General features: G+C 65.3%; 10 protein-coding genes. All 10 read left to right on the forward strand.

What is annotated here, in order from left to right:
- Nucleotides 1-103 precede the first annotated feature (103 nt).
- Nucleotides 104-2,614, forward strand: a complete 2,511-nt coding sequence (locus VA603_RS04140; RefSeq protein WP_323438079.1) for a TonB-dependent receptor — start codon at nt 104-106, stop codon at nt 2,612-2,614.
- A complete protein-coding gene (locus VA603_RS04145) occupies nt 2,611-3,714 on the forward strand; it encodes an NHL repeat-containing protein (RefSeq protein WP_323437992.1) in 1,104 nt (367 codons plus the stop codon). The genes VA603_RS04140 and VA603_RS04145 overlap by 4 nt, the downstream gene beginning before the upstream one ends.
- Complete coding sequence (locus VA603_RS04150; protein ID WP_425603653.1) at nt 3,711-5,084, forward strand: purple acid phosphatase family protein; 1,374 nt, start codon at nt 3,711-3,713, stop codon at nt 5,082-5,084. Before VA603_RS04145 ends, VA603_RS04150 begins: the two co-directional genes overlap by 4 nt.
- Before the next feature lie 21 nt (nt 5,085-5,105).
- On the forward strand, nt 5,106-5,696 hold the full coding sequence (locus VA603_RS04155) for an inorganic diphosphatase (protein ID WP_323437993.1): 591 nt from the start codon (nt 5,106-5,108) through the stop codon (nt 5,694-5,696).
- Between the two features lie 181 nt (nt 5,697-5,877).
- Nucleotides 5,878-6,372, forward strand: a complete 495-nt coding sequence (locus VA603_RS04160) for a hypothetical protein (protein ID WP_313254443.1) — start codon at nt 5,878-5,880, stop codon at nt 6,370-6,372.
- Nucleotides 6,373-6,639: 267 nt separating this feature from the next.
- Nucleotides 6,640-8,883 carry a type VI secretion system Vgr family protein gene (locus VA603_RS04165; protein WP_323437994.1) on the forward strand — a complete coding sequence of 748 codons (2,244 nt, stop codon included), beginning with the start codon at nt 6,640-6,642 and terminating at the stop codon, nt 8,881-8,883.
- 20 nt (nt 8,884-8,903) lie between these two features.
- Complete coding sequence (locus VA603_RS04170; RefSeq protein WP_323437995.1) at nt 8,904-10,523, forward strand: tetratricopeptide repeat protein; 1,620 nt, start codon at nt 8,904-8,906, stop codon at nt 10,521-10,523.
- The gene (locus VA603_RS04175; RefSeq protein ID WP_263863683.1) at nt 10,520-10,648 is read left to right on the forward strand and encodes a hypothetical protein; all 129 of its coding nucleotides are present in this window, start codon (nt 10,520-10,522) and stop codon (nt 10,646-10,648) included. The genes VA603_RS04170 and VA603_RS04175 overlap by 4 nt, the downstream gene beginning before the upstream one ends.
- An 18-nt stretch (nt 10,649-10,666) precedes the next feature.
- Nucleotides 10,667-15,214, forward strand: coding sequence for an RHS repeat-associated core domain-containing protein (locus VA603_RS04180; protein ID WP_323437996.1), 4,548 nt, complete (start codon nt 10,667-10,669; stop codon nt 15,212-15,214).
- Nucleotides 15,202-15,597, forward strand: a complete 396-nt coding sequence (locus VA603_RS04185; protein ID WP_132863082.1) for a hypothetical protein — start codon at nt 15,202-15,204, stop codon at nt 15,595-15,597. The genes VA603_RS04180 and VA603_RS04185 overlap by 13 nt, the downstream gene beginning before the upstream one ends.
- The last annotated feature ends 189 nt before the right edge of the window (nt 15,598-15,786 follow it).

The following is a 15,786-nucleotide window of genomic DNA, read 5'->3' on the forward strand; positions in this document are numbered from 1 at the left end:
GCAAACTTTCGGAAATACCTTGCCCACCCATCCTTTACATGGTTTGGGGGCAATAGTGCGCAAGGGTGTTCTGGTGGTGGCGGTCGCAACGGCGGTGGCCTGCATGGCATCGGCTCCGGCAAGGGCCGAGCAGGTGGGGCCGGATGGCTCGGCGACCGCGGCTGCCGCTGCGGCGGCAATCGACCTGGACCGGGTCGAGGTGCGTCCGCAATTGGAGGCGCAGACCCGCGCGGTGGAGCTCAAGCGGGATGCCAACGGCATCCAGGACGCGGTGGCCTCCGATTCGATGGGCGACTACCCGGACATGAACGTGGCCGAGTCGTTGCAGCGGCTGCCCGGCGTGAGCGTCACCCGCGACCAGGGCGAGGGCCGCTTCGTGGTGGTGCGTGGCCTGGACGCCGCGCTGAACAGCGTGAGCATCGACGGCATTGCCGTGGGTACGCCGGAAGACTCCTCGCGTGCGGCCCCGCTGGACGTGATTCCCACCGATTCGACCGAGCGCCTGCGCGTGGTCAAGTCGGCCACCCCGGACATGCCCGGTGACGCCATCGGCGGCAGCGTGGTGGTGGAATCGGCGTCGGCCTTCGACCGCGACGGCCGTTCGCTCAAGGGCAAGGTGGAGGCCAGCCACCAGCAGCTGTCCGGCGAGACCAGCCCGAAGGCGGCGTTCAACTACAGCGAAGTGTTCAACGACACCTTCGGCGTGGCGCTGGGCGTGAACTACCAGAAGCGCACCTTCGAATCGGACAACACCGAAGTGGCGTATGACACGTATGACGACGACCGGCAGGACGACCTGGTCGCCACCGAGCTGCAGCGCCGCAAGTACACCATCGAGCGTGAGCGCACCGGTGCCAACCTCAACTTCGACTGGCGCCCGGACGAGGACAACCGCTACTACCTGCGGACCCTGTACAGCCGCTTCGATGATGCCGAAACCCGCCAGCGTACCGTTTTCGCGCTGGAGGACGGCCAGATCAGCGCGCTGGGCAATGGGCGCTACCAGGTGGACGAGCTGCCCGCCGATGCGATCAGCAAGCGCATGCGCTACCGCACCAAGGAAGAGAACACCTTTGCCGCCAGCCTCGGCGGCGAGAACCGCCTGAGCGGCGCGGTGCTGGACTACCGCGTGGGCTATACCAAGACCCGCGAGCGCGTGAACGATGAAATGGAGGCGCGCTTCGACTACGACGGCGACGACCTGTCCGCGGTCATCGACCAGAACAGCGGCATCCCCGGCTTGTCGCTGAGCGATGCCGGCTGGATGGACAGCAGCAACTATGCGTTCAACCGCGTGGTGCTTTCGCCCAAGCAGGTGGATGACAGCGAGCGCAGCGCGCAGGTCAACATCCGCTTCGACGGTGACCACGCCAGCTACAAGTTCGGCCTGCTCGGCCGCTGGCGCGAGCGCGCGGTCAACGTCGATGAAACCGACCTGCGCAAGGGGCCGGCGGTCGACCTGACCGAGTGGAACGGCGAGACGCTCGACCACCGCGGTGGTCCGTTGGGACAGGGCATGCGTTCGGCGGCGATGCGGCGCTGGTGGGCCGAGAATGGCAGCCTGTACAGCGAGCGCTCCAAGGAGGCGCTGGGCAACACGATGGCGTCGCTGGAAGAGGACTACACCGCCAACGAGGACATCCTCGCCGCCTACGCCATGGGCACCTGGGACATCGGCGCACTGCGCGTGATCGGCGGCGTGCGCGTGGAGAACACCCAGTTCGACGCGACCGGCAACCAGGTCGATGTCGACGAGGATGGCGATCTCCTGGTGTCGCCGCGACTGGCCAGCAGCAGCTACACCAACGTACTGCCGGGCCTGCACCTGCGCTATGACACCGACAACAACTGGGTGCTGCGCGGTTCGGTCAACAAGACGGTGGCGCGTCCGTCGTTCGGGGACATCTCGCCGCGCCTTTCCGTCAACGTGCAGGACGAGGAAGTGCGCGTCGGCAACCCGCAGCTGGATCCGTATGAGTCCACCAACCTGGATTTCTCGGTGGAGCGCTACCTGGGCGACAGCGGCATCGTCTCGCTCGGCCTATTCCACAAGTCCATCGACGGCTACATCGTCGAAGTGACCAGCAAGAACGACAGTGAATACCCGGGCATGGATGTCACCCGTTCGCTCAACGGCGACAAGGCCAAGGTGTTCGGCGCGGAGTTCAACTGGCAGCAGCAGTTGTCGTTCCTGCCGGGTGCATGGTCGGGCCTGCTGGTCGGCGCCAGTGGTACTTGGCTGGATACCGACTTCGACCCGGGCATGGCCGACCGCGCGCGCGACGACTTCACCCTGCCGCGTGCCTCGAAGAACGTCTACAGCGCGCATGTGGGCTATGAGTGGGGCGGTTTCAGCACGCGCCTTGCCGGTGTCTACCGCAGCGAGTACCTGGACAGCATCGGCGATAGCCAAGCGTTCGATATCTACGTTGCGCCGCATACGCAGCTGGACTTCAGCCTGGACTACAAGTTCAGCAAGAACGTGAGCCTGTACCTGGAGGCCTCCAACCTGCTCGACGAACCGCTGGAGCTCTACCAGGGCGTGCGCTCGCGCACCCTGCAGAACGAAGAGTACGGCCGCACCTACGCCATCGGCCTGAAGGTGGCACTGTGAGGGCCGCCCTGCTGGGCACCGCGCTGGTGCTGGCACTGAGTGCCTGCCAACCGACCGCCAAGTCGACGCAACCGCCCAGTGCCGAGGACGTCGCCGAGGGCGCGGCGCCGTCGGTCCGCGTCACCGAGGCCTTCCTGACCCCGATGACGCCGGCCGACAACATCGACTCGCCCGCCAGTTGGCGGGCCGCCGACGGCGCGCTGTGGCTGATCGCCACCGCCAAGGCCACCGACAAGCTGGTCGTCTACGACGGCCAGAGCGGCGAGCACCTGCGTGACGTGGGTAGCACCGGTACCGCCCCGGGGCAGTTTGATCGCCCCAACGGCATCGCCGTCAGCGGCGACCTGGTGTTCATCGTCGAGCGCGACAACCATCGCGTGCAGGTCCTGCAGTTGCCTGATTTCAAGCCGTTGGGCGTGTTCGCCGCAGGTGACCTGCGCAAGCCCTACGGGCTCTGGGTGAACCCGGCGCAGGGCGGCTACGACGTGTACGTCACCGATTCCTACGACGACGGCGAGGACGCGGCCGGCAATGACATCCTGCCGGCGCTGGAGCGATTGAACGAACGCGTGCGTCGCTACCACGTCGAAGTCGGGGACGGCACGGTGCAGGCGCGGTTGGTCCGCAGCATCGGCGACACCTCGGCGAAGGGCGCGCTGCGCGTGGTCGAGTCGATCTGGGGTGACCCGGCCAATGACCGCCTGCTGGTGGCCGAGGAAGACGAAACCTATGCCAGCGAGTTCAAGGTCTACACGTTGGCCGGTGACTTCACCGGCAACACGTTCGGCAACGGGCAGTTCAAGGCGCAAGCCGAGGGCGTGATGCTGCGTACCTGCGGCGACGGTGGCTGGTGGATCACCACCGAGCAGGGCAAGGATCGCAGCGTGTTCCACCTGTTCGACCGCCGGACGCTGGCACCGGTGGGGGCATTCCACGGCGACGTGGTGGCCAATACCGACGGCATCTGGAACGGCCAGCAGGCATCGGCGCGCTTCCCGCAGGGAGCGCTGTACGCCGTGCATGACGATCAGGGGGTGGTCGCGTTCGATTGGCGTGACATCGCCAAGGCCTTGTCGTTGCCGCAGGACTGCGCGCTGTGAGTTCCGGGGGCGGGAGGCAGTGGCTGCTGCTGGCAGCCTTGTGGGTCGCGGCCGGGGCGGTGGGGGCCGCTCCGGCCGCAGAGCCGAACACACAGGTGCCGGTGGGGAGCCGGCACTATGCGGCGACCGCCATGCCCGACCGCATCGTCGCTTCCCCGGCGCAGGATGCCGCCACCGGTTTTGCGGTGTCCTGGCGAAGCGTGCCGCTGGATGCGGCGGCGGTACTGGAGGTGACCCTGGCCGGTGACTCGCCGGACATGGGGCAGGTGCGGCGCATCACCGCCCGCAGCCAGGCGTTGCAGACAGAAAACGGCGCGGCCCAGTTCCACCACGCCGATGTCGGTGGCCTGCAGCCGGACACGCTGTATGCCTACCGCGTGCAGGGGCAGGGCAGCTGGAGTGCGTGGAACCACTTCCGCACCGCAGGTACCGCCGACCAGTCGTTGACAGTGCTGTACTTCGGCGACACCCAGAACAAGAACCTCAGCCACGTCAGCCGGGTGATCCGGCAGGGATGGCAAACGGCACCGGACGCGCGGCTGGCCGTGTTCGCCGGTGACCTGGTCAGCGGCGGCGACGGGCAGGACGACAGCGAATGGGGCGAATGGTTCGCCGCGGGCGGCTGGCTGCTGCCGGGAATGGCCGTGGCACCGGCGGCGGGCAACCATGAGTACTTCGAGGAGTTCGAAGACACCCCGCAGGAACGACGCGTACTGGGCCGGCATTGGCCGGTGAGCTTCGCGTTGCCGGGCAATGGTGCGGGCGTGGCCCGCAGCACCACGTACTGGTTCGACTACCAGGACCTGCGCGTGGTGGTGCTCGACGGCACCTCGGCGCTGGACCTGGGCACGGCCGCGCAGCAGGCGCAATGGCTGGACGGCGTGCTCACCGGTGAGCGACCGCACTGGACCATCGTCGTCGTACACCAGCCGCTGTATCCACTGCGGGCCGAGCGTGACAACACGGTGCTGGCCGAGCAGCTGCGTCCGGTGCTGCGCCGCCACCGCGTCGACCTAGTGTTGCAGGGGCACGACCACACCTACGGACGCCGTGCCGACGAGGCAGGCGACCTGCCGCAGTACATCTCCTCTGTGGCGGGCCCCAAGCAGTACCGCCTGTCCGAACAGGCGCGCGCGACGATGCGACCGGTGGCCGAGGACACCCAGTTGTTCCAGGTGCTGCGGATCGAAGGACGCACCCTGCGCTACGAGGCGCGGACCGCGACCGGGCGCCTGTACGACGCCTTCGAGATTCGTCGTGGCAGGGGCGAGGCACGGCGGTTCACCGAAGTGACCAAGGGGCGCATTGCGCAACGTGATTGCCCGCGCCCGCATTCGCCCAAGGGGCGCGACGACCGCTGCTGGGAGTAGAGGATGCGAGTGCTGCGATCAATGGTCCTGTTGCTGGCGTTGACGCCGCCGGGCGCCTGGGCGGGCGATGTCGTGCTGCATCCGATCCGGTTGGAACAGCCGGAGACGGCCCCCGACGACGTGCTGCTGGTGGTCGAGATCCCCGCCGGTGGCGCGATCAAGTACGAGCTTGGCGAGGACGGTGAGTTGCGGGTGGATCGGTTCCTGTCGATGCCCGTGGCCTATCCGGCGAACTACGGCTCGATGCCGCGCACGCTGGCCGGCGATGGCGACCCCTTGGACGCCCTGGTACTGACCCGCTTCCCGATCCAGCCAGGGGCCGTGGTCCGGTTCCGTCCCTTGGGCGTGCTGCGCATGGTCGACCGCGGCCAGGCCGATGAGAAGATCGTCGGCGTGCCCAGCGATGCGGTTGACCCGAGCTACAGCGCGCTGCGCACCCTGCAGGACCTGCCGGCGATGGAGCGCGAGCGCATCGAGGCATTCTTCCGCGTCTACAAGCAGCTCCCGGCCGGTGCCCGGATCGAGTTGCATGGCTGGGGCGATGCCGGGGAGGCGCGGCAGCTGATCCGCGCCGCGATGCAGCGATTCGGGCAGACCTCGCCCGCTCGCTGAGCCGCGCGTGCGCGGCTTCACGATGTGCCAGTGGAGGCTGGCATATACTCGGCCCTTGTGCCGAGCGTGGGGAAGGCCGGGACGCCCGTGATGGACGCGCTCCCTCGGGCCAACCAAGGGGATCGGCAAAGGCTCAATCATCGGCTCCGGCAGGCCCGGGGCGGTATCACGGAGGATAGTCATGCGTAGTCACACGGCATTGATCAGGATGAGCGCGGCACTGGTGTTGGTTGCCGCCGCATGTGGCGCGAACGCCGCACCGCCGATGGAGGAAGAACAGGTCAACCCCAGCGAGGTGGTGTTCGAGAATGGGCAGGCCTATGCCGACGCCGGCGGTGGCCAGCTCGAGCGCCTGCACAGCCGCAAGCAGGGTGGGGAAACCGTCTACTACCGGCTCGTGCGTTACGACAACGAGTTCGGTTATGTCGCCAATGACGGTGCGCCGTCGGAAGCCTACACGGCGCGCCAGACCAGCTCGCTCGGCAGCACGCCCTACACCTACCATGGCTCGGGCATGTACCGGCCGGATTTCTACAACAGCCCGTACAACCGCGATGCGCGCCAGCGCTACTGGGGGCCGGGGTACTTCGGCAGCTGCAGCCGCTATGACGGCTGCCGCGAAGTGCAGTACGTACCGCTGGTGCCGGTCGTTCCGGTGTACCGGTCCGGGTACTGAGCGCAAGGCAAGCGGAAATGAAACGAAGGGCGGCCAATGGCCGCCCTTCGTTTTGGCGGGCCCGACTCCGTTTTCATGCCTGCATCACGGTTTGTGGTGCGTCGACGTTGGGCACATGCAAGGCCTGAATTGGGAGCATTCCGAAGCGGGGCTGCAGAACCGTCTTGTTTAGCTTTGTGATTGAATTTTGAAGCGTCAAAATGATGGCGCTTTCCCGGTGCTGATGGCAAAGTCGGGCTCGACCTACATGGGACGACGGAGCGCCCAATGTCCGCTGCATCATTGCTTACCGCCCTGGATGTGCAACGCCTGCATCAGGACCGACGCCTGATCCGCGTGGAGACGGCACTGGAGCCGGAGACATTCCTGGTCAAGCAGTTCGATGGCTCCGAAGGCGCGTCGCGGCCCTTCAGTTACCGCATCGAGTTGCTTTCCACCCAGCCCCGGCTGGAGCTCAAGCAACTGGTGGGCCAGCCGCTGCGCCTGCAGCTTGGTGACGAGTTCGGGAACCGCAGCGTGCACGGCTACGTGCGTGAGTTCGCCAGCACTGGCCAGCAGGCACAGTTCAGCAGCTATCGCGCGGAGGTGGCTCCCTGGTTCGCTTTCCTGGACTACACCTGCAACTGCCGCATCTTCCAGGACAAGAACGTCCTGCAGATCATCGAGGAGGTGTTCGACGGGTATTCCGCCCTGGCGCGGTACCGCTACGACCTCAATGCCGGCAAGCTGCCGGCGCTCTCCTACTGCGTGCAGTACAACGAGTCGGACTTTGCCTTTGTCAGCCGCCTGCTCGAAGACGCCGGCCTCTACTACAGCTTCGTGCATGACGAGGACGGGCATACGCTGGTGATCAGCGATGACTCCACGCTCAGCACCGTGCACGGTGACCCGCTGGCGGTTTCCTTCGTCTCGGACCAGGGCACGTTGGCACGGACCGGCCTGCATCATTGGGGCGCACGTCGCCGTGTTGGCCCCAGCATGCAGACGTTGCGCAGCTTTGATTTCAAGCAGCCCAGCCAGCAGCTGGATGGCGATCGGGGCAACGAGGTGCCACTGGGCCTGCTGCCGCCGCTGGAGCAGTACCGCTACGACGGTGCGGCACGGTTCTCCAACAGCCGTGTCGGACAGGCGTTGGCAGCGGTGCGCAACGAAGAGGTGGTGTGGCCGACCAAGTTGTTCGAATGTGCCGGCAATGCCGGCGAGCTGGACGCGGGCGGTTGCTTCAGCCTGGAGCGTCACCCGGACTTCCACGGACGTGACGGTGCTGACCGCGAGTTCTTCGTGGTGGCGTTGCAGCGGGAAGGGCGGAACAACTTCGCCAGTGACTTCGGCAGCGCCGAAGCGCCGAGTGTGGAGATGCGCGCTGAAGTCCTGCGCCGTCGCATCCCGTTCCGGCCGCTGCGCACCACGCCGTGGCCGCGCATGCCCGGGCCGCAGACCGCGACGGTGGTCGGGCCGCCGGGCGAAGAGCTGCATGCCGATGCCTATGGGCGGGTGAAGGTGCAGTTCCATTGGGACCGCCAGCTGGATCGCCGCGAGAACGCCTCGTGCTGGATCCGCAGCGCCAGCCCTTGGGCTGGTGCAGACATGGGCGGTGTCTCGCCGCCGCGCGTGGGGCAGGAGGTCATCGTCGACTTCCTCGATGGCGACCCGGACCGGCCGATCATCACCGGCCGCGTATACAACGAGCAGAACATGCCACCCTTCGGCATGGAGGTCAGCGGCCTGAAGTCCAAGACCGTCAAGGGCGCGGGCTGGAACGAGATCACCATGCACGACAGCGCCGGCGGCGAGCTGCTGAACATGCGCGCCCAGCGCGACATGGTCACCACCGTGCTCAATGACCAGAACGCCACGGTCAAGAACAACAAGTCCACGTCGGTGACGGTGAACCACAGCATGGACGTGGGCGCCAACCAGGACATCAGCGTGGGCGGCACCCGCGGCATCACCGTGACCGGCGCGGACACGTTGACGGCAAAGGCAACGCGCACCACGAACGTCACCGGCGCGGTCACCGAGAAGTACGAAGCCGGCGAAACCAAGACCATCACCGCTGCCGGCTACACCGAGACCATCACCGGCCCGTTCAAGACCACCCTGACCGGCGACTACACCAGCCAGCGCACCGGCACCTGGCTGGAGACGGTGACATCAACGTCCACGCGCAACGTGGTCGGCCTGGTCACCGAGACGTTCGATGCGGGGCGCAAGACCACCATCACCGGCGAGGACAAGCGCGCGGTGCAGGGCAAGGTGGACGACAGCAATGTCGGGGCGCGCGTGGTCGATGTGACCGGCAACTACTCGCAGGACGCCTCCGGTACCTTCACCCAGGGGTCCGATGGCGACATGAGCCTGGAGTCGGCGACCAAGCTCACCGCGAAGGTGGGTGGTTCATCCATCGAGATCACCGACAGTGCGATCACGATCAGCGCCGGGGGTTCGGTGGTGGTGATCGATGCCAGCGGTGTCTCGGTCAATGGCAGCGAAATCAAGCTCAACTGCTGAGCCGGCCCGGGAGGCAATGCATGCAGGACAACCCGATGCTGCGCGGCTTGAGCGCGTTGCGAGATGCCTGGCTGCAGGCCAGTGCGGAGCCGGCCCACCGGTTGCTGGTGTGGCGCCTGCCGGCCAACGCCAGCCGCCTGTTGGCTGCGTTCTTCGAAATGCAGCGGCACGACGAGGGGCGCGATACGCCGGACTACTTCCTGCGCATCGACACCGCCTATGAGCTCGGCTTCCGCTACAGCCGGCAGATCAAGTGCGATCTGCTGGAGCGCTACCTGGCCAGCCAGGACGAGCTGCGCGAGCAGCAGGTGCCGCTGGGTTGGCGCGGCCCGCACGAGGCGCACGCGGACAGCGCCAAGGGCGTGGTGGACGTGCTGGAGAGCTTCGTCGAACACCACCGCGAACAGATGCGGTTGCTCGCGGCCGTGCTGGAGCCGGAGCGCTGCGTGCCGGGCGAGGGTTTCGAGCGCTGGGTGGAGGCCGCCCTGGCGGCCGGCCCGGGGCCGCGGCTGCGGCTGGTACTGATCGACAGCCAGGAGCAGCCGCGTTGGCAGAGCCTGCTGGATCGCCTGGGCGACAAGGCCGGCTTGATCACGGCGGAGGTGGACCTGTTCTCCATCGCCCGCGACACCGCTGCGCAATCGGGCGGGCGCGGCCCGGAAGTGCTGTACCGGCAACTGATGGCCGACATGATGTTGCTGATCGAGCGTGGCACGCCGGCGCAGGTCGCCGCCCGCGCCGAGCGGGCCCAGGGCCTGGCGTTGCGCCAGGGCTGGCAGGAGCAACAGTCGGTGGTGCAGATGATGCTCGCCGGTTCATGGCTCAAGTACGGTGACCACGCGCAGGCCATCAACGCCTATCGACAGGCACGTAGCGCGGCCGAAGGGGCGCGCGTGGCCGGCAATGCCGCCGCACCGGAACTGGTGATGCAGAGCTGGTTCGGCGAGGCCGGCTGCTGGTTGGCGGCCAAACAGCACGAGCGTGCCGCCCAGACCTACCTTCAGGCCTCCACCTCGGCCGCCAGCATCCCGCACCCGATGTTCACGCTGGAAGGGCAACGCATGGCCGGCTGGTGCCAACTCCAGGCCGGCCAGCGCGAGGCGGCGCGCACGCACCTGCTGGAGGCGGTGCGGACCGCCAAGCCCCTGTCACCGGCCGACCGCAAGGCCACCACCTTGCCGCAGGCGCTGTGGGACCTGCTGTTGCTGCAGGACACGCGTCGTTGCGAAAAGCTCCAGGAGGTGTCGGCCCACTACCTGCAGGCAAGTATGCTCCTGCTTGAAAAAGCCGATGCGCAGGCACGAGCGTTGGGGCCGCTGCCGCCTCGGGCGGCGCTGGACCGGATCGACGCGCAGTTGGATGGCGCGTTGGAGCAGAGCTTCCACCGTGCCCAGCAGGAGCGCGAGCGGGTGATCCAGGGAGGCGACGAATTCTTCCGCAAGATCGTGGCGGTGGGCCGCGACTTCCTTGACCCGGGCTGGAATGGCCTGCCGGCCATCGAGCACCCGCTGGACCACGACATTCCGGTGTGGAGCGAGCCGCCGGCCATGCAGCCGCTGCCGGACCCGGCCGCGTTGTTGCAGCCGGCACCTGCCAGCCCGGTCACACCCGCAACGACCACGGGAGTGGCCCTGGCATGAAGTCGAACAAGATCCTCTGGATGAGCGTGGCCATCGTCGTCGGCATCGCCGTCGTGGCGTGGATCAGTGCCGATTACCGGGACGAGGTAAAGGCTTTCCTGCGCGCTCTGGCGCGCGCGCTATAGCGGACAGGGAGTGTTGCCATGAGCATCGCCGCCAAGCATTTCGACCCCCAGTTGGGCATCGACATCCATATGTACGCGGTGCCGCCGAGCCCGCTGCCGACGCCGCATATCGGCCTGGTGCTGGATCCGTTCGACTACATCCCGTTCATCGGCTCGACCATCAAGGTCAACGGCGTGCATCGCGCCACCGCCGGTACCGGGGGCCTGGACATCCACATCCCGATGGGGGTGTGGGCGCCGCCGTTGTCAGCGCCGATGGGGCCGCAGTTCGACGGTGAAGAAATCTTCATGGGCAGCCGTACCGTGTCTGCCGACGGGGAGCCGTTCTCGCGGCTCGCCATGCCGGTGCTGGACTGCAACCTGGCCGGCATGATCAACCCGTTCCGGGTGAAGAAGCCCAAGAAGCCGCTGCGCGCGATGTCGTTGCCCACCGGGTTGAACGTGGCCATTCCCACCAGCGTCACCGTGGGCGGTCCGCCGACGGTGTCGTGGACGGCACTGGCATTCCGTGCGGCGTTCGCGGGGCTGGGCAAGCTGCGCAAGAGTGCGTTCTTCCGCAAGAAGATGGACGCATTCGCGAACTGGCGGCGAGCGCGGTGGGGCAACCTGCCACCGGGATTCCTCAAGTGCAAGGTGCTGCGTGCCGAGCCGGTGGATATCCGTGACGGCAGCGTGGTGGTCAACCACCAGGACTTCCATGTTCCCGGCCGCCTGCCATTGGCGTGGACGCGCAGCTACGGCTCGCGCCGTGGGTCAGAGCCGGGCCTGTGCGGCAACGGCTGGCTGACGCCGGCCGATATACGCCTGGAACTCCTGGACGATGGCAGCGCCTGGCTGTCCGCGCCGGACCAGGTGGCGTTCTTTCCTGAGCTGCCGGCGGTGGACGGCGAGGTGGGTGCGATCCTGGACTTTGTCGATGGTGCCCGGTTGCTGCGGGGTCAGGGGCAGTGGCGGGTGCGCTTCAAGGGTGGGTTGCAGTATGTATTCGGCGTGCTGCGACCCGGCGGGGTGAGCACGTTGCCGGCGAGGGGCGCGTTGGTCATCGAGCGCATCGAGGACGCGCACGGCAATCATTGGCGGTTCGAGCGACGCGATGGCCATCTCGTCCGCATCGTCGAAAGCGGGGTGGATGACCTGCAGGGGCGCTTCATCGAGGTGGATGCGCGCCATGGCCGCATCGAGCGGATGGCCCTGCACGATCCGGCCACCGGCCGGCTTCACCCGCTGGTGAGCTACCGGCATGGCGATGCCGGCGACCTGCTCGCCGCCGTCGATGCACTGGGTGCGCCGCGCACGTTCGGCTACGAGCAGCAGCGGATGGTGCGCCATACTGATCGCGTCGGCCTGTCCTTCCACTATGCGTTCGACGCACAGGGCAGGGTGGTGCACTCCTGGGGTGATGGCGGCCTGTACGACTATCGCTTCGAATACGACGCGTTGCTGAGGGAAACGCGCGTCACCGACTCGTTGGGCCACCTGACGGTGGTTAAGTTCGATGAAAACCAGTTGCCACTGTGCGAGATCGACCCGCTCGATGGCGTCACGCTGTTCGAGTACGACGACTTCGGCCGCACGGTAGCGGTGACCGACCCGGAGGGGCTGCGCACCGGCTTTGCCTATGACGCCCACGGAAACCTGACCTGCCTGACGCGTGCCGACGGCACCTCGGTCCAGATGGAGTACGACCAGGACGACCATATGGTGTCGTTGCGGACACCCGATGGCGCCGATTGGCGCCAGACGTACGACCTGCAGGGCCTGTTGGTCGCGCAGGTGGATCCATTGGGCGCCACCACCTGCTTCGACTACGACCGGCAGGGCCAGTTGCTCGCGCAGACCAATGCCCGTCAGGCGGTGACGCGACTGCGCTATGACCGCCACGGGCTGGTGGCCGCGGTGATCGATGCACTGGGCCACGAGAGCCGCTACGTGCATGACCCGATGGGCCACGTGCAGGAGCAGACGGACCCACTCGGTCAGGTCAGTCGTTACGAGTACGACATCAAGGGACGCCTGCTGGGCACGGTCGGACCGGACGGCAATGGCGTGCGCTGCGAGTACGACGCCGAGGACCAGCTGGTGCGCTACACCGATGAAGCTGGTGGTCAAACGCGCCTGCAGTACGTTGGTATCGGTCAGATCGGCAAGCGGCTGCAGGCCGATGGCCACAGCGTGGAGTATCGGTATGACTCCGAGGAACAGCTCGTCGCGGTCATCAACCAGCGCGGTGAAACCTACCAGTTGGTGCGCGACGCCTTGGGCCGCATTGTCGAGGAGGTCGACTACTGGGGACAGGCCCGCCGGTACACCTATGACGCTGCGGGGCGACTGACCGCCACGGTGGACCCGCTGGGCCAGCGGATCGCCTTCACCACCGACAAGCTCGGACGCATCATCCGCAAGACGCTGCCCGATGTCCGTCATCCGGGCCAGCAGGTGCAGGAGCACTTCATCTACGACAAGCTGGGGCAGCTCGTTGAGCTGCGCAATCCGGCGCGAACGGTCAGGCGGCAGCACGATCAAGTAGGACAGTTGCTGGAAGAGCTGCAGGATGGCTTCCGCGTGGGCTATGCCTACGATGCGGTCGGCAACCGCGTCCTGCGCGAGACCTCGGCCGGCAACCGGGTGGCGTTCGGCTTCGACCTGCGTGATCAGGCGGTGTCGGTGACCATCAACGATGAGCCGCCGATCGCGATGGAGCGCGATGCACTGGGGCGCACTACCCGGGAGCAGCTGAGCCCGCATCTGCAGCGCGAGTTCACCTATGACAGCCGCAACCTGTTGACCTCGCAGTCGGTGCTGAAGGATGCCGCACCGCTGTTCGAGACGCGTTACGACTACGACCGCAGTGGCAACCTGACCCGGCGCAGCGACAGCGTGCAGGGCATGGATGAGTACCGTTACGACGCCATTGGTCGCCTGCTGGAGCATATTGATCCGAAGCAGAAAGTGGAGCGCTACTTCAACGACCCGGCGGGCGACCGGCTGCGCACCGAAGTGAAGCAGGTGCAGGCGCGCAAGGTGGTGGGCGGCGACGAAGACGAGCAGACTACCTGGACGCGCGAAGGCACCTACCAGGGCGTGCACTACGTGTTCGACCGCTCCGGCGACCTGGTGCACAAGGGCGCACCGCATGGCGACGCGCCGGATGACCTGACGCTGATCTGGGATGCCAACCATCGGTTGGCGGAGAGCCGCCGCAACGGGCAATCAACGTACTACGGCTACGACCCGCTGGGACGTCGGGTGTTCAAGCGCAATCCGACGCAGACGACGTGGTTCTTCTGGGATGGCGATGCGTTGCTGGGCGAGGTGCAGCAGGCCAATGACGCCGAGGATGCGGTGCCGGTCTGGGTAGGGAACGTGGCCAGCCTGGTGGAAGTGAAGCGCAGGCAGCGGCGGCTGGAGATGTTGCATGAGCGGGTGCGGGAGTATGTGTACTACCCGGGGACGTTTGTGCCGTTGGCGTTGGTCACTTCTCCTTTGCAATCAAAGGAGAGATCTCATCTAGTGGGGAGGGGAGCGAGCCCAGTGGACGACGGTCGAGGCTCTATTGTCCAACGGGTGGTAGCGCCTCCCATGGTCGCAAGTGGCAAGTCTGATAGCCCGCTTGGAATCCTGGGTGCTGGGTCGAGATTGGGGCGGGAGAGTGGAAATAGGGGAGGGGGCTGCACGGGCTCTGCTCCAAGTAAAAGTGATGTGGCAACCGGTTGTGAGCCTTCATTGGTGCCCAGACAAGGTGAGAATTCGGCTTTCTATGAAGAGTCGAATAATGCCAATGATGTGGCGTATGTGGTGTGTGGCGAAAACTCGGGAGTAGCAGGTGTATCGATCTTTCAGGTTGACGCGAATGGAAGTGCGCTTCGCCTGCTGAATGCTGTCGGTGATGTGGTCTGGCAACGTGCTGCGGCTGATAGTGGTGATTCGGGTGCGGCCGATTGCGTGGGTGGTAATAATATCGCCCTGCAAGGGCAATATGCTGATGAAGAGACGGGGCTCGCATATAATAGGTATAGATACTACGACCCCGATTTGGATGCGTTCTTGGTGCAAGATCCGTTGGGGTTGCTTACCAGCATCAATTTGTATGGGTATGGAAAAAACTCCTTGGCTTGGGTGGATCCTTTGGGGTTATCTGCTGGCAGTGCGTGGGAATCGATCGCATTCTTTAGAGACCAGAATGGTCTCCTGTCGGTTGCGGATGAGGACATGCTTGCTTTGGGAGGGGTTAAGAACTCCCAGAACACCATCGCATTGTTGAAGGTTGGTGATCGTGAGTTTATTGGTATGAATAGCCGAATTCAAAATCCAAAAAATCCTTTTACGGCGGGGCCAATAAACAACATTACGAAGTTTCATGCTGAGGGAAATGCGGCTCAACAGGCTGTAGATGCTGGAATGGTAGGTAAGGCCAGGGTTGCCGAAATGTGGGTCGATAGAGATCTGTGTCATGCCTGCGGCCCCTCAAATGGGGTGGGTTCGCTTGCCAAAGCACTGGGGCTTGATGAGATACTTGTTCACTCTCCCTCTGGCTCCCGAGTTTTCAAGGCACCATGCGCACAATAAATGAACTTACTGAAGAGGTGCGCCGCGGCGCGTATGCGGAATCTGTTCGCATTGATGATCTTAGTTTTGATGGTGCAATGAATGCGATTGGACGTCTGAATGGGTTGGATAGAACGCTCGTGTGCATCGTTGTTTCCGATGGGAACATTCTTGTGGGCGGCGGATGTGATGGATATGTCGTTACGATGGATTTCCTGGATAAAGTCGTGAACATTGTTGACCCTGGGCGTGACGTTGACGACTTCACCGAGGTGACAGTTGGAGGGCAGGCCGTCGACTACCCGTCAACCTATGTGGTGCCCCTTCAGGCGGTTGATCTCGCTTTGAGGGAGTTCTTGTTGGGCGATGAGAGTAACGTGCCATGCGAGGTGATCAAAAAGTAGTTCCCGGACATTGCTTGAGTTGTAGGCGTGGTAGGAGATCAGACATCGAGGCATTGCAACGTGCAGGGCAATCGTCGTTTGGCCTGTGCCTCTACTGCGGGTATCTCGCCAGAATCTTTGTCGATTGAGAGCGCATCGGATGCGCTGGCGTGTGCTTCACAGGTGTGGCCGGAAAAAATCTCGTCACGA

It is taken from the genome of Stenotrophomonas capsici (assembly GCF_034961085.1).
Classification (GTDB): Bacteria; Pseudomonadota; Gammaproteobacteria; order Xanthomonadales; family Xanthomonadaceae; genus Stenotrophomonas; species Stenotrophomonas capsici.

Coding starts and splice junctions, on each gene's coding strand:
- VA603_RS04170 (WP_323437995.1), top strand. CDS start 8,904: ATGCAGGACAACCCGATGCTGCGCGGCTTGAGCGCGTTGCGAGATGCC.
- VA603_RS04180 (WP_323437996.1), top strand. CDS start 10,667: ATGAGCATCGCCGCCAAGCATTTCGACCCCCAGTTGGGCATCGACATC.
- VA603_RS04155 (WP_323437993.1), top strand. CDS start 5,106: ATGGTCCTGTTGCTGGCGTTGACGCCGCCGGGCGCCTGGGCGGGCGAT.
- VA603_RS04165 (WP_323437994.1), top strand. CDS start 6,640: ATGTCCGCTGCATCATTGCTTACCGCCCTGGATGTGCAACGCCTGCAT.
- VA603_RS04175 (WP_263863683.1), top strand. CDS start 10,520: ATGAAGTCGAACAAGATCCTCTGGATGAGCGTGGCCATCGTCGTCGGC.
- VA603_RS04185 (WP_132863082.1), top strand. CDS start 15,202: ATGCGCACAATAAATGAACTTACTGAAGAGGTGCGCCGCGGCGCGTAT.
- VA603_RS04160 (WP_313254443.1), top strand. CDS start 5,878: ATGCGTAGTCACACGGCATTGATCAGGATGAGCGCGGCACTGGTGTTG.
- VA603_RS04140 (WP_323438079.1), top strand. CDS start 104: ATGGCATCGGCTCCGGCAAGGGCCGAGCAGGTGGGGCCGGATGGCTCG.